15 protein-coding genes are annotated in these 19,463 nt (G+C 58.7%); 8 read left to right on the forward strand and 7 right to left on the reverse strand.

Features of this window, described 5'->3' with window-relative positions:
* Window positions 1-38 precede the first annotated feature (38 nt).
* From QRN31_RS05605 to QRN31_RS31530, 4 genes are all read right to left on the reverse strand, one after another.
* The gene (locus QRN31_RS05605; protein ID WP_259155493.1) at window positions 39-206 is read right to left on the reverse strand and encodes a hypothetical protein; all 168 of its coding nucleotides are present in this window, start codon (window positions 204-206) and stop codon (window positions 39-41) included.
* 201 nt (window positions 207-407) lie between these two features.
* Window positions 408-818 (reverse strand): hypothetical protein, encoded by a 411-nt coding sequence (locus tag QRN31_RS05610; RefSeq protein ID WP_285430715.1) that lies wholly within the window; start codon window positions 816-818, stop codon window positions 408-410.
* A gap of 12 nt (window positions 819-830) precedes the next feature.
* Window positions 831-1,274 (reverse strand): Panacea domain-containing protein, encoded by a 444-nt coding sequence (locus QRN31_RS05615; RefSeq protein WP_285430716.1) that lies wholly within the window; start codon window positions 1,272-1,274, stop codon window positions 831-833.
* A gap of 470 nt (window positions 1,275-1,744) precedes the next feature.
* Window positions 1,745-1,930, reverse strand: coding sequence for a hypothetical protein (locus QRN31_RS31530; protein ID WP_502942449.1), 186 nt, complete (start codon window positions 1,928-1,930; stop codon window positions 1,745-1,747).
* A gap of 247 nt (window positions 1,931-2,177) precedes the next feature.
* Between QRN31_RS31530 and QRN31_RS05625 the strand changes: the two genes are divergently transcribed.
* From QRN31_RS05625 to pelG, 8 genes are all read left to right on the forward strand, one after another.
* Window positions 2,178-3,110, forward strand: a complete 933-nt coding sequence (locus QRN31_RS05625) for an NAD-dependent epimerase/dehydratase family protein (protein ID WP_090175770.1) — start codon at window positions 2,178-2,180, stop codon at window positions 3,108-3,110.
* Window positions 3,111-3,172: 62 nt separating this feature from the next.
* Window positions 3,173-5,986, forward strand: a complete 2,814-nt coding sequence (locus tag QRN31_RS05630; RefSeq protein WP_285430719.1) for a bifunctional glycoside hydrolase/polysaccharide deacetylase family protein — start codon at window positions 3,173-3,175, stop codon at window positions 5,984-5,986.
* A complete protein-coding gene (locus QRN31_RS05635; RefSeq protein WP_285430721.1) occupies window positions 5,964-9,557 on the forward strand; it encodes a tetratricopeptide repeat protein in 3,594 nt (1,197 codons plus the stop codon). Before QRN31_RS05630 ends, QRN31_RS05635 begins: the two co-directional genes overlap by 23 nt.
* Before the next feature lie 28 nt (window positions 9,558-9,585).
* Window positions 9,586-10,104, forward strand: coding sequence for a penicillin-binding protein activator LpoB (locus QRN31_RS05640; RefSeq protein ID WP_222589693.1), 519 nt, complete (start codon window positions 9,586-9,588; stop codon window positions 10,102-10,104).
* A 5-nt stretch (window positions 10,105-10,109) separates the two neighbouring features.
* Window positions 10,110-11,477 carry a PelD GGDEF domain-containing protein gene (locus QRN31_RS05645; protein WP_285430723.1) on the forward strand — a complete coding sequence of 456 codons (1,368 nt, stop codon included), beginning with the start codon at window positions 10,110-10,112 and terminating at the stop codon, window positions 11,475-11,477.
* On the forward strand, window positions 11,455-12,444 hold the full coding sequence (locus tag QRN31_RS05650; RefSeq protein ID WP_222589694.1) for a HEAT repeat domain-containing protein: 990 nt from the start codon (window positions 11,455-11,457) through the stop codon (window positions 12,442-12,444). The genes QRN31_RS05645 and QRN31_RS05650 overlap by 23 nt, the downstream gene beginning before the upstream one ends.
* Window positions 12,441-13,955 (forward strand): GT4 family glycosyltransferase PelF, encoded by a 1,515-nt coding sequence (gene pelF / locus QRN31_RS05655; protein ID WP_285430724.1) that lies wholly within the window; start codon window positions 12,441-12,443, stop codon window positions 13,953-13,955. Before QRN31_RS05650 ends, pelF begins: the two co-directional genes overlap by 4 nt.
* On the forward strand, window positions 13,956-15,326 hold the full coding sequence (gene pelG, locus QRN31_RS05660; protein WP_285430725.1) for an exopolysaccharide Pel transporter PelG: 1,371 nt from the start codon (window positions 13,956-13,958) through the stop codon (window positions 15,324-15,326). It begins immediately after the preceding gene.
* A 1,436-nt stretch (window positions 15,327-16,762) separates the two neighbouring features.
* Here the strand turns inward: pelG and QRN31_RS05665 are convergent.
* The 3 genes from QRN31_RS05665 to ppk2 all read right to left on the reverse strand — a co-directional run bounded on the left by QRN31_RS05665 (window position 16,763) and on the right by ppk2 (window position 19,390).
* Complete coding sequence (locus tag QRN31_RS05665) at window positions 16,763-17,140, reverse strand: DUF6124 family protein (protein ID WP_285430726.1); 378 nt, start codon at window positions 17,138-17,140, stop codon at window positions 16,763-16,765.
* Window positions 17,141-17,509: 369 nt separating this feature from the next.
* The gene (locus QRN31_RS05670; protein WP_285430728.1) at window positions 17,510-18,220 is read right to left on the reverse strand and encodes a PIG-L family deacetylase; all 711 of its coding nucleotides are present in this window, start codon (window positions 18,218-18,220) and stop codon (window positions 17,510-17,512) included.
* Between the two features lie 252 nt (window positions 18,221-18,472).
* On the reverse strand, window positions 18,473-19,390 hold the full coding sequence (ppk2, locus tag QRN31_RS05675) for a polyphosphate kinase 2 (RefSeq protein WP_222589699.1): 918 nt from the start codon (window positions 19,388-19,390) through the stop codon (window positions 18,473-18,475).
* Window positions 19,391-19,463: the final 73 nt, after the last annotated feature.

The following is a 19,463-nucleotide window of genomic DNA, read 5'->3' on the forward strand; positions in this document are numbered from 1 at the left end:
ACCGGCACTTGGGCGGGCTTCCTTATCAGAACCGTCAATTAACCTCGTTTAGCTTCCACTTCCATCATCACGAGGTTTTGCTGCTTGGTAGCTTCCGCCAGCACTTCGCTGTAGATACGCTTTTTCCGCTCTGATTTGGCATTACGAATAAAGTCAGCAAATGAGCTCTTGGTGCCCTTAGTAAAACCTAGCTTGATCGACATCATGAGTGCGCTCCTGGCAACCCGGCGGTATCGGCTCCCTTGCCGAACGGGACTTGCACGACTCGAGGCGCGACCTCGGTGGCAGCCGTGCAGGCGTAAAAAATATGGCCATCAAGACGGCTACGATCCCGACGTTCATTGAGTCCTCCCATAAAGATAGGAGCGAGTGACCTTCGCGTAATACTTGAGCCGGTGAAAGGCTAATCAGCCGTGATCGTATAGCGTAAATGCCCGATCTACCCAAAGAACATGGAAGATTCGACCAAATCTAAACCCCACCATCGGCGCCATTCCAATTGCCCGGAAGGCTATCAGATGCACATCCTCTGTAACGACGAGTGGAATGGCAGGCTTGAGGGATGATCGATCGATGATTTCGTAGCCTAGACCATGTCTTGGCGCTTGTCTGAGCTGCTGCCAAGTGAGCTGGGTTAGGACGCGAATTTTGCCAAGCACGCCGCCGCGCTCTTCAGCAGAGCAGTCACTGACGCAATAGCCTTGCTGCAAATACTCAAACGAGAAAACCGGTGGCTTCAAGTCTGGATTGTCGGCAGGCTCTGAGCGACTTTTCAAAACCTGACTTTGCTTTAGCGCTCTATCCTTGAGATGCCCCATCAGCCCACCTCCTTATTTGACTAATCCCTTGAAGAATGTGCGCATCTCTTCCACTGGAATCTCAAGGCTCACAGCGCCAGGCTTGAAGTTGTTCTTCCATGGTGCTTCTTCATGTGTCAACTCTCGCAGACGCCATGCAGAATACTGACCATAAATTTGCTGGACTTCGTTTAGCAGGTCCGTTTGTTGCGCAGAGAAAACGTTTGCATCGAAGTCGGTCGGGAAGGGGATGCTGCCACTGCCATGCTGTTTGTAGTGATGATAAACAGATGGAACTACCGGGCCATGAGTCCATGCCTCGATTTGTTCGTCAAAAAGAGGTTTGTCGAAGACCGCAAGATGAAACCCTTGTGCGTAATACACAAGTTTTTGAAGCTTCAGGTTCGACACAAGATCGCCTGCATCTTCATTCGCTTGGGCGAGAAAAAATTTCGCTGCGTCGATAGAGCTGGCCATATGACCTCCTGGTCAAAGTCCCGTGAATGAACGGGTACAGCATAGTGAAAACTACGCGGTCGCTGATTATCCGCTTGACTTGGGTGAAGTCAATTGGCCGGACATGACGGTAACCTTAATCCTTCGAATACTGTATGTAAATACAGTATTCTGCTTTCTGTGCGAGGGAGAAGCAGGCAGCGCCAAACCTAAAAGCGGAACACCTCACTCAACCTCTCCGTGTGCTTGGAATGATGCTTCCACACCCGCATACCCAACGCCCCGGCTCTTTCCAGCGATGAACCTCCGTCAGATCCGTAATCAATGTCGGCTGCAATTCCGCATAAAACAGCGCAAACCCGGCTGCAGACCGCATTTCTCCGCCTTTAAGGCGCACACCAACATGCGATCAACGTTCAGGCTTTTCAAATAGTCGAGGATCTCAAAGGTCGACCCGTATCCATGTTCAATCAAGACGCGATCTGCCGGGATCAGGCCGTGATCGTCCGAAAGGGGGGGTATTCGAGTGGTTTTTCAAAAAGCGTCATGGATTTGTCGTGCCGTTCGTCGGAGATGACGTTCATCCTGCAACTGATAATTCTCTCAATGCCATCGACGAGCCATTGCGGCGGGTCGAAGCGCAGTTGGCCATAGATAATAAAAAGGGAGAGATGCACGGCGTAGGCTCCGTGCCAGACAAGTCTGTTGAACTCGCGTGGCAATTGTATGACACGATGTAGCTAATAAATGCCGCCAAATAAATGACTGAAAATTGACAGTACTTACCGTTCGGCGACAAGTCAGACAAAGTATTGACACCCTGTTTCTGATCTCCCATTATCGGCGGCGTTTTGATGGCCTTGCGCCATAAAGTCAGCGGAATTCAAGCACTCGTATCCGCTCTAATGTTCAGGGAGAGATTTCATGTTTGTTGAGCGAATACTGGTGACTGGCGGTGCTGGATTTATTGGATCGCACCTCGTAGAAGCGTTGCTGGGCAAGGGTTACAAGGTTCGCGTGCTGGATAACTTGTCGACCGGCAAGGTCAGCAATCTGCCGATGGACAATGCCAATCTGAACCTGGTTATCGGTGATGTCGCGGACGGTGCCGTAGTGGCACAAGCCATGCGCGATTGCGGCGCTGTGGTTCACCTGGCGGCGGTCGCCTCGGTGCAAGCGTCGGTGGATGATCCAGTCAGCACCCATCAAAGCAACTTCGTCGGCACCCTCAACGTGTGCGAAAGCATGGTGAAGGCCGGGATCAAGCGCGTGGTATTCGCGTCCAGCGCTGCCATCTACGGCAACAATGGCGAAGGCACGGCAATTCACGAAGACACGCCAAAATCCCCACTCACGCCGTATGCCAGCGACAAACTGGCGAGTGAGTACTACCTGGATTTCTATCGCCGCGAGCATGGCCTGGAACCGATGATTTTTCGGTTCTTCAACATCTTCGGCCCACGCCAGGATCCGTCATCGCCGTACTCCGGGGTCATCAGCATTTTTACCAAGCTGGCCTTGGCAGAGCAGTCGGTGGCGATTTTCGGCGACGGCGGCCAAACCCGCGATTTCGTCTATGTCCAGGACCTGGTGAGCATTCTCGTGCAATCGCTGGAAGTCAGCGAGCCAAGCCCGGGCCCAGTCAATGTCGGCCTCAGCCGTTCCACCAGCCTCAACGACCTGATCACTGAATTGGGTGCCGCCACCGGCAACCCGTTGAAGGTGATTCATCACGCGCCACGTCAAGGCGACATTCGCCATTCGCGCGCCAACAACAGCCGCCTGCTCGAGCGTTTCAAGCTCCCGGAACCGACCACCATCGGCAAAGGGCTGGTTCAGCTTATCCGCAGTCTGTAAGCCGGTCGGTTTCGCTGTCCGACATCCAAGCAGTATCGGTTCAGTCCATTCAAGAGTGAGTTATGGAAATCGTTTTTCGCAGGACGCGTGTCCGCGCGGCCGCTAAACGGCTGCTAGCCGCATTAGCATTGTTCGTGAGCGGCCCCGCCGTGCAGGCCGCCGCATTACCGCCACCCGCCAGCGTGGCTTTTTGGTACGCCGATCAACCGCCGATTTCCGAGCTGGCTCAGTTCGACTGGTCCGTGGTTGAGCCTGGTCATATGACCGTGGGCGACGTCAAAACCCTGCGAAAACTGGGCAGCCAGCCATTCGCCTATCTGTCGGTGGGCGAGTTCAATGGCAGCAAGGCTGACATCGAAAAAGCACACCTGGGCGGCGCAGTCGGTCCTGTGCGCAACGGCGCGTGGGACAGTCAGGTCATGGACCTGTCAGCGGCGGCCTGGCGGGAGCATTTGTTCGCTCGCGCCAAGTCTTTGCAGGCTGAGGGCTATGCCGGGTTGTTCCTCGACACCCTCGACAGCTTCCAGTTGATGCCCGAGTCGTCGCGAGAAAAACAGCGTCTGGCACTCGCCAGTTTCCTGCGCGAACTGCACCAGCGTCAGCCGAGCCTGAAGCTGTTTTTCAACCGTGGATTTGAAGTGTTGCCGGACCTGGACGGTGTGGCGTCTGCGGTGGCAATCGAGTCCATTCATGCCGGTTGGGACGCTGGCGCCAAGCGCTATCGCCCAGTGCCAGAAGCTGATCGCCAATGGCTGGAAACCCAGATCCAACCGTTGCGCGCCAAAGGCATTCCGCTGGTCGCCATCGACTACTTGCCACCAGAGCGTCGTGACGAAGCACGCAAGCTGGCCAAGCGTCTGCGCGAAGAGGGCTTCATTCCCTACATCGGCACGCCTGAGCTGGACTCGATGGGCATCAGCAGCATCGAAGTGCAGCCGCGCCGGATCGCGCTGCTTTACGATCCGCGCGAAGGCGACCTGATCCGCAACGCCGGGCACACGTTGCTCGGCGGTCTGCTCGAATACCTCGGCTACCGGGTCGATTACCTGCCGGTGGACAACACGCTGCCAGCGTATCGCTTCAGTGGTTTGTACGCCGGTGTCATCACCTGGATGACCAGCGGCCCGCCGCAGGACGCATCGGCCTTTAACAGCTGGATCGGCAAGCGTCTGGACGAACAGGTGCCTGTGGTGTTCTTTTCCGGCTTGCCGATTCAAGACTCGTTGCTGCTCAAGCGACTTGGCCTGAATCGCGCGGCGCCGATTGGCACCCAAGCGTTGAGCATTACTTATCAAGACAAGGCGCTGATCGGCGCCTTCGAAGCACCGGTGCAGCCCAGATCCCGTGACCTGACCGCGATCTCCCTGCTGCCCAAAGGTCCGAAAGCCGCGTTGTTACTGACCGCGGCAGACGGCCAGACATTCGCCCCGGTGGCGGTCGCCGATTGGGGCGGTGTCGCCCTTGCGCCGTACATTCTGGAAACCAACAACGAACGCAGCCGCTGGATTCTCGACCCGTTCGCTTTCCTCCAGGCCAGCTTGCGTTTGCCGGTGCAGCCGCGTCCGGACACCACCACCGAAAACGGTCGCCGCATCGCCACTGTGCACATCGATGGCGATGGCTTCCCGTCGCGCGCCGAAGTGCGCGGCACGCCCTATGCCGGCAAGCAGGTGTTGGACGATTTCATCCGGCCAAACCCGTTTCTGACGTCGGTGTCGGTGATCGAAGGCGAGATTTCGCCGCGCGGGATGTTCCCGTTCCTCGCCCGCGAGCTGGAACCGATTGCCCGCGAACTGTTCGCTGACCCGAAAGTCGAGGTCGCGACGCACACCTTCAGCCATCCATTTTTCATGCAGCCGGAACAGGCCAAGAAACGCGAAAACTTCAACCCGGAATACGGTTTGAAAATGGCGATTCCGGGCTACGACAAAATCGATTTTCGCCGCGAGATTTTTGGCTCGCGCGACTACATCAACCAGCAGCTCACCACCCCGGAAAAACCGGTGAAGATGGTGTTCTGGCCGGGTGATGCATTGCCGTCGGCGGCCACCATCAAGCTGGCTTACGACGCGGGACTGAAAAACGTCAACGGCGCCGAAACCATGTTGACCAAGGCCAACCCGTCGCTGACCGGTTTGAACCCGCTGCTGCGCCCCACTGAAGGTGGCTTGCAGTACTACGCGCCGATCATCAACGAGAACCTCTACACCAACTTGTGGAAAGGTCCGTACTACGGCTTTCGCGATGTGATCGACACCTTCGAACTGACCGACAGCCCACGGCGCTTGCGCGGCTTGCACCTGTATTACCACTTTTATTCGAGCACCAAGCAGGCCTCGATCAAGGCCATGGGCGATATCTACGGCTACATGAAAACCCAGCAACCGATGTCGCTGTGGATGAGCGACTACCTCGATCGTCTGCACGGTTTGTATCAATCCAGTCTGGCCCGTACCGCCGATGGCGACTGGCAGGTTCGCGGCATGGATGCGCTGCGTACCCTGCGCCTCGACCCGCAAATGGGCTGGCCGGACCTGCTGCGTTCGCAAGGCGTCGCGGGTGTTCGTGACTTGCCGCAAGGCCGCTATGTGGCGCTAAGCAGCGATCACGCATTGCTGGTATTGCGTCCCGACCGGGATGACAGACCGGCGCTGGAGGACGCCAATCTGCCGTTGCTGGATTGGACGTATGTGGATGCAAAGCAAGTGAACTTCTCGTTCGCCGGGCAGGTCGATCTGGCCTTCTCCGTGCGTTCGTCGAGCACCTGCCGGGTTGAAGTGGATGGGCAACATTTTGCAGGCAAGGCATCCGCCGGTCTGTGGACTTTTCAATTACCAATGAAGCAGGTGAGTCATGGTCAACTCTTCTGCATCTAACTCCTCAGTAACCAAAAGCAGCCGCCTGCTCAATCCTTGGGCATTGGCGGTGGTGGCGGTGGCCGTGGGCGGCCTTTTGTGGCTGACGTTCCAGCGCGAAGAAGTGTTTCAGCCGGACGGCCGCGAGCCGGATGCGGTCTCGGCCAACTACGCCGAACTGCTGCTGGCGGCGCACCCGGACGACGAACGTCTGCGCTTGCAACTGGTCGATCTGTTGATTCGTCTTGGCGACTACGCCAAGGCACGCCAGCACCTTGAGAGTTGGCCGAAACCTGCACCTGAGTTGCAGGCCTATTACCGTCTGGAGCTGGATGCGCTGGAGGCGGCGAAAGCCAATGATCCGGTCGCGCAGAAAGCCTTGGTCGAACGCCTGCAAAGCTTTGATCACCGGATGTTGGCACTGCCACAACTGCAGAGTCTGGCCAAGTTGGCCCTGACACTGCAGGCCCCGGCGTTCGCAGCCAGCGTCTATGAAGAAATTGCCGATCGCGATCCGGCCCAGCGTACTGATTCGCTCAAGTCTGCTGCGCAGTGGTATCTGGCCGGTGAGCAACCGGGGCGCGCCGCCGACATTTACCTGCTGCTCAAGCAAGACAGCCAGGCGCCATCCGAGCGTCGTGAATACGCGCAACTGGCGTTCAACAGTCTGTTGGCCGCCGGTCGTGGCGACCAGGCCGCGCGCGTGCTGGCTGAGGAGCTCGATCAGCTCAAGGATCCGCAAACTGATTCGGCTTGGCTGGAGCAGGGCGTCGACGTTGCCGTCGGCAGCAAACGCTTCGATCTGGCCCAGCGTTTTCTCGATCAGTGGCGCGTTTTGCAACCGGATAACCCGCAAATCCTGCGCAAGGAATTCAGCATGCGCCTGGCCCTCGGCGATCTGCCCGGCGCCTGGGAAAGCGGTCAGAAGCTGGTAGCTGAGCATCCGGATGACCTGGCGTTGCTTGAGCAAATGGCGCACCTGGGCGAATGGCGCGGTGACACCCCGGCCGCCCTGGCCTACTGGATTCGTTTGCTGAAGCTGCACGAAGACCCGCAAACCCGTGAGCACGCCTGGCGACTGGCGAGCCAACAATACGACTTCGATCAATCGATCCCTTTGCTTGCCCAGATCATGGACCAGCGAGCGCTGACCGACGTCGAGCTCGATGCGCTGATCTACGGCCACGAATCGCGCGGTACACCGGCCCAGGCTGAAACCTGGTTGCACGCTTACCTGCGCAAGTACCCGGCCCATCGCCTGGCCTGGACGCGGTTGCTGCAAAACCTCGAAAGCACCGGGCAGTTCGCCGCAAAGGTCGAGGTCTACAAGAACTACTCGAAACGTTTTGCACTGACCACGACCGAGCGCGTCGATTGGGCCAACACCGACCTGAAGCTGTTTGATAACCAGGCGGCGTGGGAAGTGTTGCAGGTCGATAACAGCAAGATCGCCGATGAAAGTTACTGGCGTTTGCGCGCAGCCCTGGCCTGGGACCTGGAACTCGACAACGAGCTGCAGGACTCCCTGGAAAGACTGCTCGCGATCAAGGGTTCGCTCAACAGTGGCGACGAGAGTCAGCTGATCACGCGGTATCGCACCAGCGATCCGAAGCGCGCCCTGACCATGATGGTCGGCAGCTGGAACCGTGCGCATGATCCGCTGCGTCTGGTCGAAGCCTTGCAGCAGGCGCAAGAAATGCAGGACTGGCCGCAAGTGGTCGCGCTGCTCAAAGACGCCGAGCAATACCCGGAGGCCAACGAGCAAGCGCAAGTGCTGGCGGTACGCGGTGCGTTGGCGGTGCAGCAGGGCAATGTCGACGAGGCGCAGCGTTTGTACCTCTCGGGCTTGTCACGTTTCCCGGATGAAAACCTGTTCCGCGAACGTCTGATGTGGCTTTACATCGATCAGGGCAACACCACCGCGCTCAAGCCATTGCTGACTGAATGGAAGCCGCAGGCGCGTCAGGATCGAATCCTCTGGCTGCCGTTCGCCAGTGCCAGTCAAATGCTGGGTCGCGATACCGAAGCCCTGGCCTGGTATCGCATGTACCTCAAGACCGCCCCGCAGGATTGGCTGGTCCGCGCGGCCTATGCCGATGCGCTGGAAAACGCCGGCTATCAGGATGCCGCACAACGGTTGCGCCTCAAGTTGCTGCGCAGTCCCGAGGGCGAAAACATTCAACCTTCGTCCCAACGCTATGCAATCTGGTTGCGCTTGATGGCCAGCAGTTATTCGCCGGGCAAGGCACAGCAGGAAGTGGCGAAGTGGAAAGACGGCTCGCCGGCAATGCTGCAATTGTGGTTCGAGCGATTGTTGGCGCGTCTCGATGCGACCAACCAGGAATCGCAGAAAGACCAATGGCTGGAGTGGGCGCGTAGCCAGGGCTTGAAAGTCCAGCGTTACGAAGAGATTCAGCAAGCCCTGCGCAGCCGCAACAAGGCACAGGTCGAAACGCTGCTGGCCAGCAGCGACCTGAATCCGGCGCAACGCGCTCAGGCACTGAGTCGCCTCGGTCGGTTCGACGAAGCCCTCGACCTCAGCCAGTCCGCGCTGGGTGACGATCAGCCGGCAGCCGTGCGTGACCAACTGCGCCGTCAGGCTGTTGAACTTCAGGAACTGACGCCACAAGGCGCGCAACTGTCCTGGCATCAACAGGATTTCGGTGGCCTGGATTACAGCGCGCCGGGTCTGCAGATTGCGCACAACCTGGGTGCTCAGTGGTACGCCGATCTTGAGCTGGAGAACGGCACTTACAACAGCAACCAGTTGATCGAAACGCGCATGGGCGATGAGCACAACGCTGCGCTGACCCTGCAACGTTCGGTCGAGGATGGCAGCTACAAACTGTTCGCCGACACCAGTCAGCGCAAGGACGACGACCGCAATGGCCTGGGCCTGTCCCGGACCTGGCAGTTGAGCGCCAGCGACCAGGTCGAAACCGGTCTGGACTGGCATCGCAAAAGCGAAGACAGCGGCCTGATGCGCGCTTTCGGCCAGCACGACAGCGTGTGGGTCGGCGGCCGTCACGGGCTCTCGGCGCGGGATCAGATCAGTTGGGAAGTGGCACAGAAATCGTTCTCCACCCGTGCGGGCGATTCCCTGGGCAACGGCCAGGAACTGAAGATGGAATACAACCACACGCTGGAATTCGCCGGGCCCAACTGGACCGTGCGCAGCGGTATCGATTATCAGCACAACAACGTCAAGGACCGCACCCTGGATTACCTGTCCAGCGCCAACGGCGGCCCGGTGAAAAGCGTTGATAACTCGGACGATCCTACCGTCGTGACGGCTGACGATCTGCTGCAAAGCCGTTATGGCCAACTGTACGTCGGTAGTTCATGGCGTCGCGGTTTGCCGGGCGCACTGGTGCGCACTCGCCCGCAATACACCTGGCTGGTGGACGTGACGGCAGGCTGGCAATGGCTGGATCAAACCTTCAACTACGGCATCAACACCGGGCTCGGCGTCGAAGTGTTGGGCGGTGACGAATTGGCCCTTACCGTCGGCTACCAATCCGCGCCTCAAGGCGGGAACGGTCAGGCGGGCGGAACACTGGGTGTGAGCTACGGCGTGCGATTCGGACGCTGATCATGAAATGTTTACAGGAGAAAAACTGATGCAAGCGATTCGTAATCTGAGCCTGGCTCTGGCAGTCCTGTTTGTCGCCGGTTGCGCCAGCTTCACCGGCGACACCAGCCCGAATCTTCCGCGTAATGCGAAGTGGGGCACCGTGCCGATGATCAACTATTCGCAAACCCCGCAAGCTGGCGAACGCGCCGAGCAAATCCTGCTCAGCGTACTCAGCAGCCACGGTCTGCAACCACGGGTTTACCCGGTCAGCACCCAAGGCGAACAAGCGCTGATGGACGACAACGAACGTCTGGCCGGCGCTCTCGATTGGGCGCGCGACCAAAAGCTTGATTATGTCGTCGCGGGCAGCGTCGAAGAGTGGCAATACAAGAACGGCCTGGACGGCGAACCGGCGGTGGGCATCAGCCTGCGCGTGCTCGAAGCCAGCAGCGGTCGTGTGCTCTGGAGCAAAAGCGGCGCCCGTGCGGGCTGGTCCCGTGAAAGCCTCGCCGGCACCGCGCAAACGGTGCTCGACAAACTTGTTGGCGCCCTTCGGTTCGAGTGAATGCAATGAATTCTCCCCACATGGATTACAGCCTCGCGCCGCGTGCCAGCGGCCCGGTGTCTTGGCTGGAAACGCTTTTGGTAACGGGCGGCGCCATCGGCCTGGGCTTGTGGCTGACCCCGCAAGACCCGCTGCAGATGCACAGCGGTTTCCCTTGGCCGGTGCTGGCGCCGCTGCTGTTGGGCGTGCGTTATGGATTTGTGCGCGGCTTGCTCAGCGCCAGCCTGCTGGTGATGGCGTTGTTCGCACTGCGCTACATCGGGCACGAAGCCTACGCGCAGCTTGATCCGTCCTTCATTGTCGGCGTACTGGTCAGCGGCATGCTGGTGGGCGAGGTTCGCGATCTGTGGGAACGGCGCTTGCAACGCCTACAGATGGCCAACGATTACCGCCAGTATCGTCTCGACGAGTTCACCCGCGCGCACCAGATTTTGCGCGTCTCTCACGACCTGCTGGAGCAGCGCGTGGCGGGCAGTGATCAAAGCTTGCGCAGCTCCTTGCTGGGTTTGCGCGAGAAGTTGCGGGTGATGCCGGACGAAGGTGATGCACTGGCCGCGCTGGCCGATCCGATCGTCGCCATGCTGGGCCAATACGGCGCGCTACGCGTGGCCGGGTTGTATCGCGTGGACGAGCGCGAAGAAAACGTCTTGCCCGAAGCACTGGCGACCATTGGCGTCATGGGGCCTTTGGGCACCGAAGACGGTCTGGTCAAGCTGTGCCTGGAACGTGGCGAACTGGTCAGCGTGCGTCAGGAACTGATCGATGCCGGCAGCTCGGCACAGTTCTCGTCGTTGCAGGCCTGTATTCCTCTGATCGATGCCGAAGGTCGTTTGCTGGCGATTCTGGCGGTTCGGCAGATGCCGTTCTTCGCCTTCCAGGATCGCACGTTGAGCCTGTTGGCGTTGCTCGCCGGGCACATCGCCGACCTGCTGCGCCGCGATCCGCAAGTGCTGCAACTGGCCGACGCCGATGCGCAGCAGTTCACGTTGCAGCTCAAGCGTTCGCTGGTCGATGTCGAGCAGCACAAACTGGCGGCCGGTCTGTTTGCCTTTGAAATGACCCGTCCCAATGAAGAGCTGTCGCGTCTGTTCGAACGCAGCCAGCGTGGCCTCGATCTGCAATTGCCACTGCGCAACAACCGCGATCATCAGCTGTTGCTGGTGCTGCTGCCGTTGACCAGTCCGCAAGGCACCGAAGGCTATCTGGCGCGCATGAACCTGATGCTGCACGAACACTTTGGTATCGAAAGCAGCCTGGAAAACCTTGGCGTACGCGTGCTGCCGTTCAACCTGGAGCCTGGCTGTGAACGCAACGGGCTGCGTAATTTCCTGTTCAACGAGTGTGGCCTGAATGATCAGCAAGTGGCTGTTTAGCGGAGCCTTGTTGTTAGAGGCGGGCAGTTGGGCCAGTTTGTGGCTCGCGGCGCCCGAGTTACAACAATTGCTGGTGTTCACCCTCAGTCACGGCCTGGCGTGCGTCATGTTGTGCGCCGCCGTGTGGCTGTTGCTGCCGGCGCGTTATCGTTCGCCGCTGCCGTGGAGCCCGCTGTTTATCTTCAGCCTGGCGTTCTTCGTGCCGGTGCTCGGCGCGGTCGGCGTGGTGGCGGCGATCTTCCCGGCGTTGTACCTGCCGCGCAAACGCGACAAGCAAGCGTGGCAAGCGGTGGGCATCCCGAAACTGCCGTACCGGGCTCAGTTGCAACTGCACTCGCCGATTTTTGCCGACGGCGGTTTGCAGGACGTGCTGCGTCATGCGCCCGATCCGGATCAGCGCCTGTCCGCTCTGTTGGCGACTCGTCGCATGCCTGGCAAAGAAGCCGTGCCGATTCTCAAACTGGCCCTGGCCGACCCGAGCGACGATGTGCGCCTGCTGGCTTATTCAATGCTCGACAAACAGGAAAGCGACATCAACCTGCACATCCAGATCGCCCTCGGCGAACTGGTCGACGCCACTGCCAAAGCAGCGGGCGCGCTGCACGGCAGGCTGGCGCGCTGGTACTGGGAGTTGGCGTATCTGGGACTGGCGCAAGGCAGCGTGCTTGACCACGTACTTGCCCAGGCCAGCGAACATGCCGAGCTTGGCCTGGCAGCGGGCGAGGGCGGTGAGTTGTTCTTGCTGGCCGGGCGCATCGCGCTGGAGCGCGGTGACGTCGAGCGCGCCGAAGTGCTGTTGAGCCTGGCCCAGGAAAACGGTATGGGCGCGGCACAAGTGCTGCCGTTTCGTGCGGAGCTGGCGTTCGAGTCCGGTCGTTACCACGAAATTCCCGGCTTGCTCGCACGCCTTCCCGAGGAAACCCGTCAGCGGCCACCGTTCGCCGCATTGGTCAGGAGCTGGACATGATGCACAAGGAACAGGCACCGGTTGCCGACATCTGTCTGCTGCTCGAAGGCACCTGGCCTTACGTGCGCGGCGGTGTTTCCAGCTGGATTCACCAGATGATTCTCGGCCTGCCGGAACTGACCTTTTCGGTGATGTTCATCGGCGGCCAGCGCCAGGCGTATCCGTCCCGTCGCTACGACGTGCCGGCCAACGTGCTGCACATCGAAGAAGTGTTCCTCGAAGATGCGACGCATCCGACCAACACACTGGGCGATCCGCGTGAGGCTGACTCGCAGCAATTGCAGGATTTGTATCGCTTCCTGCATCACCCGGACGCGCCAGACCCGGCGCTGGGCGAACGCTTGCTCGATTGCATCGCCCAGGGCCGCATGACCCTCGACGACGTGCTGCGCAGCCGCGCCAGTTGGGAGTCTTTGAGCGAAGGCTATCGCCAGCATTGTGCCGACCCTTCGTTCGTCAATTATTTCTGGACCCTGCGCGCGATGCAGTCGCCGTTGCTGATGCTCGCCGAAGCCGCGCAACGGATGCCGAAAGCGCGGGTGCTGCACTCGATTTCCACCGGGTATGCGGGCTTCCTCGGCTGCATCCTCAAGCAACGCTGGAACTGCACTTACTTGCTCAGCGAGCACGGGATCTACACCAAGGAACGCAAGATCGACCTGGCCCAGGCCAGCTGGATCGCCGAGAGTTCCGGCCAGGCGCTGAACCGCAGCCTCGATGCCGGCTCGGGTTACATCCGAACCTTGTGGGTGCGTTTTTTCGAACGCATTGGCCAGCTGACGTACAACAGCGCCGACAACATCATCGCGCTCTACGACGGCAACCGTCAGCGGCAAATCAAGGACGGCGCCATCCCCGCCCGTACCCAAGTCATTCCCAACGGCATCGATCTGCCGGTGTGGACCGCGGCCCTGGAATCGCGCGCCGAGGGTATTGCGCCAGTGGTCGGCCTGATTGGCCGTGTGGTGCCGATCAAGGACGTCAAAACCTTTCTGCGAGCGATGCGCGGCGTGATCAGCGCCATGCCGAACGCCGAAGGCTGGATCGTCGGCCCGGAAGAAGAAGACCCGGAATACGTCAGCGAATGCCGCAGCCTGATGGCCAGTCTGGGCCTGGAGGGCAAGGTGCATTTCCTCGGCTTCCAGCGCATCCAGGAGATCCTGCCTAAGCTCGGGTTGATGGTCCTGACCTCGATCAGTGAAGCGCAGCCGCTGGTGATCCTCGAAGCCTGGGCCGCCGGTACGCCGGTGGTCAGCAGCGACGTCGGTTCGTGCCGTGAGTTGATCGAAGGCGGCAGCGCCGAAGACCGTGACCTGGGGCACGCCGGCAAAGTGGTGGCGATTGCCGATCCACAAGCCACCAGCGCCGCCATCCTTGAACTGTTGCGCAGCCCGTCACGCTGGCAGGCCGCCCAGGCCAGCGGCTTGTTGCGGGTTACCCGTTATTACACCGAAGCCTTGATGCTGCAGCGTTACCGCGATCTGTATCAAGCCGCCATGGAGAACAGCTAAATGGCCGGTATTGGCTTTGAACTGCGAAAAATCCTTTCGCGCGATTCCTACACCGCAACGTTGCACGCCTACGTCTACGCCGGGCTGATCAGCTCCGGCCCGTGGGTGTTGTCGATCATCAGCGTGATGCTGGTGGGCATCATCAGCATCGGCTTGCTGCTGCCCAATGCGTTGGTCGGGCAATTCCTGGTGACGGTGACGTACCTGATGGCCACCTCGTTGATCCTGACGGGCGGCTTGCAGTTGTTCTTCACCCGCTTCGTGTCCGACCGCTTGTTCGAGCACAAGTATGACCAGATCCTGCCCAACCTGTTGGGCGTGTTGTTGATGGTTACCCTGGGTGCCGGCGTGCTGGGAATCATCGTGCTGGGCCTGTTGTTCGATCAGCCGCTGATCTACCGCGTGCTGGTGCTGGCCAACTTCGTGGTGCTGTGCAACTTGTGGCTGGTGATCATCTTCCTCTCGGGGATGAAGGCCTATAACCGCATCCTGCTGGTGATGCTGGTGGGCTACACGCTGATGGTTGCGAGTGCCTACGTGCTGAGCTTCCTGCAGATGCCGGGCTTGCTGCTGGCGTTGTTGATCGGGCACAGCACGCTTCTGTTCCTGTTCCTCTACGACATCCTGCGCGAGTACCGCGCCGAAAAACTGATCGCCTTCGATTTCCTCGACCGGCGCAACGTTTTCCTCAGCCTGCTGGCCACCGGTTTCTTCTACAACCTGGGTATCTGGATCGACAAATTCATGTTCTGGTTCAACCCAGGCACCTCCAATGAAATTGTCGGCCCGCTGCGCGCTTCGATCCTTTACGACCTGCCGATCTTCCTCGCGTACCTGGCAATCATCCCCGGCATGGCGGTGTTCCTGGTGCGCATCGAGACCGATTTTGCCGAATGGTATGACCGTCTGTTCCGGGCCATCCGCGAAGGCGAAACCCTGCAGCACATCGGCCAGCTGAAAACCGAAATGACCTTGTCGATCCGTCAGGGCTTGCTGGAAATCTGCAAGGTGCAAGGGCTGACGGCGGTGCTGTTGTTCCTGTTCGCACCTCGCCTTCTGGACTGGCTGGGCATCTCCAGTTACTACCTGCCGCTGTTCTACATCGACCTGATCGGTGTGAGCATCCAGGTGGTGTTCATGGCCTTGCTCAACGTGTTCTTCTACCTCGATAAGCGCACCGTGGTGCTGGAACTGTGCGTGCTGTTCGCGGTGTTGAACGCGATGTTGACGCTGTTCAGCATGTACCTGGGCCCAAGCTTCTTCGGGTACGGGTTTACGCTGTCGTTGCTGATTTGTGTATTGCTGGGTTTACACCGGCTTTCAACGGCGCTGGAGGATCTGGAGTACGACACGTTTATGCTGTCGCGCTGACGGATTTTCGGGCATGAAAAAAGGCACTGGCGATAAATCGTCCAGTGCCTTTTTTTTTGTTTGACTGTGGCCTGCTCGCGATAGCGGTAGTTCAGTCAATAAATAAGGTGACTGTCAGGCCGCCTTCGCGAGCAAGCCCGCTCCCACCGGTGATCGCCGGTGAATACAAAATCTGGGTCCGACAGCGATTCAGTGTGGGAGCGGGCTTGCTCGCGAAAGCTGTAGTTCATTCAATAGATAAGGTGACTGTCAGACCGCCATCGCGAGCAAGCCCGCTCCCACAGGTGATCGCCGGTGAATACAAAAGCTGTGTCCGACAACGATCCAGTGTGGGAGTGAGCCTGCTCGCGATAGCTGCAGTTCAGTCAATAAATAAGGTGACTGGCAGACCGCTATCGCGAGCAAGCTGGCTCCCACAGGTGATCGGCGGTGAATACAAATGCTGTGTCCGACAACGATCCAGTGTAGGAGTGAGCCTGCTCCCACAGGTGATCGCCGGTGAATACAAAATCTGTGTCCGACAACGATCCAGTGTGGGAGTGAGCCTGCTCGCGATAGCTGTAGTTCAGTCAATAAATAAGGTGACTGTCAGGCCGCCATCGCCAGCAGGCTGGCTCCCACAGGTGATCGGCGGTGAATACCAAAGCTGTGTCCGGCGACGATCCAGTGTGGGAGTGAGCTTGCTCGCGATAGCGGTAGTTCAGTCAATAAATAAGGTGACTGTCAGGCCGCCATCGCGAGCAAGCCCGCTCCCACAGGTGATCGCCGGTGAATACAAAAGCTGTGTCCGACAACGATCCAGTGTGGGAGCAAGCTTGCTCGCGATAGCGGTGGGTCAGTCGATGTAAATGTTGCCTGATGCACCGCCTTCGCGAGCAAGCCCGCTCCCACCGGTGATCGCCGGTGAATACAAAATCTGTGTCCGACAACGATCCAGTGTGGGAGCGGGCTTGCTCGCGATAGCTGTAGTTCAGTCAATAAATAAGGTGACTGTCAGGCCGCCATCGCCAGCAGGCTGGCTCCCACAGGTGATCGCCGGTGAATACAAAATCTGTGTCCGACAACGATCCAGTGTGGGAGCGGGCTTGCTCGCGATAGCTGTAGTTCAGTCAATAAATAAGGTGACTGTCAGGCCGCCATCGCCAGCAGGCTGGCTCCCACAGGTGATCGGCGGTGAATACCAAAGCTGTTTCCAGCGATGATCCAGTGTGGGAGTGAGCCTGCTCGCGATAGCTGTAGTTCAGTCAATAAATAAGGTGACTGTCAGGCCGCCATCGCCAGCAGGCTGGCTCCCACAGGTGATCGGCGGTGAATACCAAAGCTGTGTCCGGCGACGATCCAGTGTGGGAGTGAGCTTGCTCGCGATAGCGGTAGTTCAGTCAATAAATAAGGTGACTGTCAGGCCGCCTTCGCGAGCAAGCCCGCTCCCACAGGGATTAGCAGTGTGGCGCGGGTTTTGGCAATTCGACGTTATCCAGCATCCGGTTCACCGCCAGCTCGGCCAGCATGACGATTTGCTGAATCGCCATTGCCGTGTGTCGGTGTGGGCCGTCCAGATAGCCGGCGAAGTCACTGGCCATAACACTGGCTTGGGCCAGCGACTCGCAGGTGTGGGCCAGCAGGTCTTCGTCTTTGATATCTGGCGCAACCAGGAACATGGTGCTGGGTTTGCGGTTAGCCGGTAATTTGAGAGCGGCGGGGTTGAGGTAGTGATCCAGCGCGCGTTCGGCGGCGTCGCTGAATTTTTTGGAGTCGGCGGATTCGTAGGGGGATACGTCGTCCGCGGCAGGCGGGTTTGGTGTTTCTTTTATCATGATGTAACTCCTTCTGCGTGATGGAGCTACCAATCTTTCGTTCCAAGCGAAAGGGTGGCAGCTATACGCGGGCTGGAAACCGAGGCAGAAGGAACCCGGCAGACCCGAAGGTCTCCCACGTACAGCCGCCATATGGGGAGCGGCGATCAAAAAAATCGCGGCAGTATCCCATTTGTCGAGCTATTACGCCTTCAATACCTCGGGTTTCCAGGCCCGGTCGCTGATGCGCAGCGACCGACAAAGCCTATCCACTCCGCTTCCTACCCAACAACCGCCGCGACTTGTCGGAAACATCTCCGAAAACCGGAGCGTCTGTAGGATCAGTGCGAGATATGTTGTTTAAAAGATGCTTCAAATACCCTGCAACAGCTACTCGGCATCAAGCCGCCAATAGCGTTCAGGAGAGCCTATGTCGGCGCGTTTGGCGACTCCGAACAGCGGCAGTTGACTCCGATAGGCGCCTACAGCGTGGGCCTTCTTTTTTGCGCTTGAGGTCGGAAATTGAACGGCACTCATTTTTAGTCCAGCCTGCCTCCAGGCCGCGAGCCGAGTCAGGACCAGGCCCGGAAGTTGCCGATAGATCGCCTCCTCATAGACGAACCAGTTCATTGGGCGGTCAGTGGCTCCATCCTCTTCGTGCTGTTGCGCAAGCAGAAAGGCTTCGCGAACCGCCAGGCAAGCATTGCTCGTCAGCAGATGGTCGGGGTGGGAAAGGCCCATGGGCATGAGAACGGTTCCGCCCCTTTGCTCAAGGATTGTTTTTAGCACTGGGATGAGGTCAGTCGTTTGATAGCCGCGACCGTACTGGCCATCCCAGAAGCTGAGCCATGTGCCTTTCGCACCCAGTCTGCGCATCGACTCCGCATCTTCATCACGTCGCGCAAGCACTGCCTGATATCCACTACTAAAGCCTGTTGCTCTGTCCCATGCCGGGGTCGCTATTTCAGGATCAGGCACGCCAGCGAATACTGTAATGACAAGAGCGTCTCGACTTTCAGCCAAAAGACAGCCGCAACTGAAGACGGCATCATCTAAATGTGGGGAGATTACGGTGATGTGTTGCGGGATTGGCAAACGCATTGAATTCCGTCTCCCGACAGTAAAATCGGTGCCTCTGCTCAGGTATAGCCAAGTTTGAATATCAGGCGCGCAAGGGAGCATCGAAAACGCTTCGGCTTCTGAAAAAAATCATGCTTTTAAGAGTGCGTATTATTAGCGACTGACAACTTCGGGTTTCAGTAATATCGGGTAGCCCAGATACAACAAAACCCACACTAGGCGGGTTTTGTTGCTGGGTATCGGGTGGGCCGGGTAGGTCGAATTTTATTCGTCTTAATAGAGCTGAGGCACGATGAGTTCCGGTGGCGTCGGATTGCGGGAGTAGTCCTCCTGTCGCACGCGTTTTGGCAGTTCGATTACCGGTAGCTCCACCTCTTCGTAGGGCATTTGCCCGAGCAGATGATGGATGCAGTTGAGTCGGGCTTTTTTCTTATCGTCGGCTTGCACCACCCACCATGGCGCTTCGGCGATGTGGGTGCGTTCGAGCATGATTTCCTTGGCCTTGGTATAAGCCTCCCAGCGTCGACGGGACTCCAGATCCATGGGGCTGAGTTTCCACTGTTTGAGCGGGTCGTGGATGCGGCTGAGAAAGCGCAGGTTCTGTTCCTGGTCGGAAATGGAGAACCAGTATTTGATCAGCTGAATACCGGAACGGGCGAGCATCCGCTCAAACTCTGGCACCGTGCGGAAAAACTCTTCGTACTGATCGTCATTGCAAAACCCCATGACCTTTTCGACCCCGGCGCGGTTGTACCAGCTGCGGTCGAATAGCACGATTTCACCCGCTGCCGGCAGGTGCGAGACGTAGCGCTGGAAGTACCATTGAGTGCGTTCGCGATCATTGGGCGCAGGCAGGGCCGCGACACGGCATACCCGAGGATTCAGTCGTTGGGTGATGCGCTTGATGACACCACCTTTGCCGGCTGCATCGCGCCCTTCGAACAGGATCACCACTTTATGGCCGGTCTTGACCACCCAGCTTTGCAACTTCACCAGTTCGCCTTGCAGGCGGAACAGTTCGCTGAAGTAGAGTCGTCGGGCTTCCTTCTCGCTTCCGTCCTCGGCGTGTTCATCAAACAGCGCATTCAGGTCATGTCCGTCTTCGGATAATTCCAGTTCCAGCTCTTCGTCACTGTGATCGAGCAGCTCGCGGTGGATGCGCTGTATCAAGGTGTCCTGGGTTGAAGGCATGGTGAGAACTCACGTCGTGGGTGGCCGCGTAAATGCTATTCAGAATTTGTGACGAGGCGGTGACGAGCGTTAG

It is taken from the genome of Pseudomonas sp. fls2-241-R2A-110, from assembly GCF_030209165.1.
In the GTDB taxonomy this organism is placed as follows: Bacteria; Pseudomonadota; Gammaproteobacteria; order Pseudomonadales; family Pseudomonadaceae; genus Aquipseudomonas.

Excerpts from the sequence above, each read along its gene's own strand:
- QRN31_RS05610 (WP_285430715.1), bottom strand. The coding sequence starts at position 818 with ATGGGGCATCTCAAGGATAGAGCGCTAAAGCAAAGTCAGGTTTTGAAA.
- QRN31_RS05650 (WP_222589694.1), top strand. The coding sequence starts at position 11,455 with ATGATCAGCAAGTGGCTGTTTAGCGGAGCCTTGTTGTTAGAGGCGGGC.
- QRN31_RS05665 (WP_285430726.1), bottom strand. The coding sequence starts at position 17,140 with ATGATAAAAGAAACACCAAACCCGCCTGCCGCGGACGACGTATCCCCC.
- QRN31_RS05605 (WP_259155493.1), bottom strand. The coding sequence starts at position 206 with ATGATGTCGATCAAGCTAGGTTTTACTAAGGGCACCAAGAGCTCATTT.
- QRN31_RS05615 (WP_285430716.1), bottom strand. The coding sequence starts at position 1,274 with ATGGCCAGCTCTATCGACGCAGCGAAATTTTTTCTCGCCCAAGCGAAT.
- QRN31_RS05640 (WP_222589693.1), top strand. The coding sequence starts at position 9,586 with ATGCAAGCGATTCGTAATCTGAGCCTGGCTCTGGCAGTCCTGTTTGTC.
- QRN31_RS05625 (WP_090175770.1), top strand. The coding sequence starts at position 2,178 with ATGTTTGTTGAGCGAATACTGGTGACTGGCGGTGCTGGATTTATTGGA.
- ppk2 (WP_222589699.1), bottom strand. The coding sequence starts at position 19,390 with ATGCCTTCAACCCAGGACACCTTGATACAGCGCATCCACCGCGAGCTG.
- pelG (WP_285430725.1), top strand. The coding sequence starts at position 13,956 with ATGGCCGGTATTGGCTTTGAACTGCGAAAAATCCTTTCGCGCGATTCC.
- pelF (WP_285430724.1), top strand. The coding sequence starts at position 12,441 with ATGATGCACAAGGAACAGGCACCGGTTGCCGACATCTGTCTGCTGCTC.
- QRN31_RS05635 (WP_285430721.1), top strand. The coding sequence starts at position 5,964 with ATGGTCAACTCTTCTGCATCTAACTCCTCAGTAACCAAAAGCAGCCGC.
- QRN31_RS05630 (WP_285430719.1), top strand. The coding sequence starts at position 3,173 with ATGGAAATCGTTTTTCGCAGGACGCGTGTCCGCGCGGCCGCTAAACGG.
- QRN31_RS05645 (WP_285430723.1), top strand. The coding sequence starts at position 10,110 with ATGAATTCTCCCCACATGGATTACAGCCTCGCGCCGCGTGCCAGCGGC.
- QRN31_RS05670 (WP_285430728.1), bottom strand. The coding sequence starts at position 18,220 with ATGCGTTTGCCAATCCCGCAACACATCACCGTAATCTCCCCACATTTA.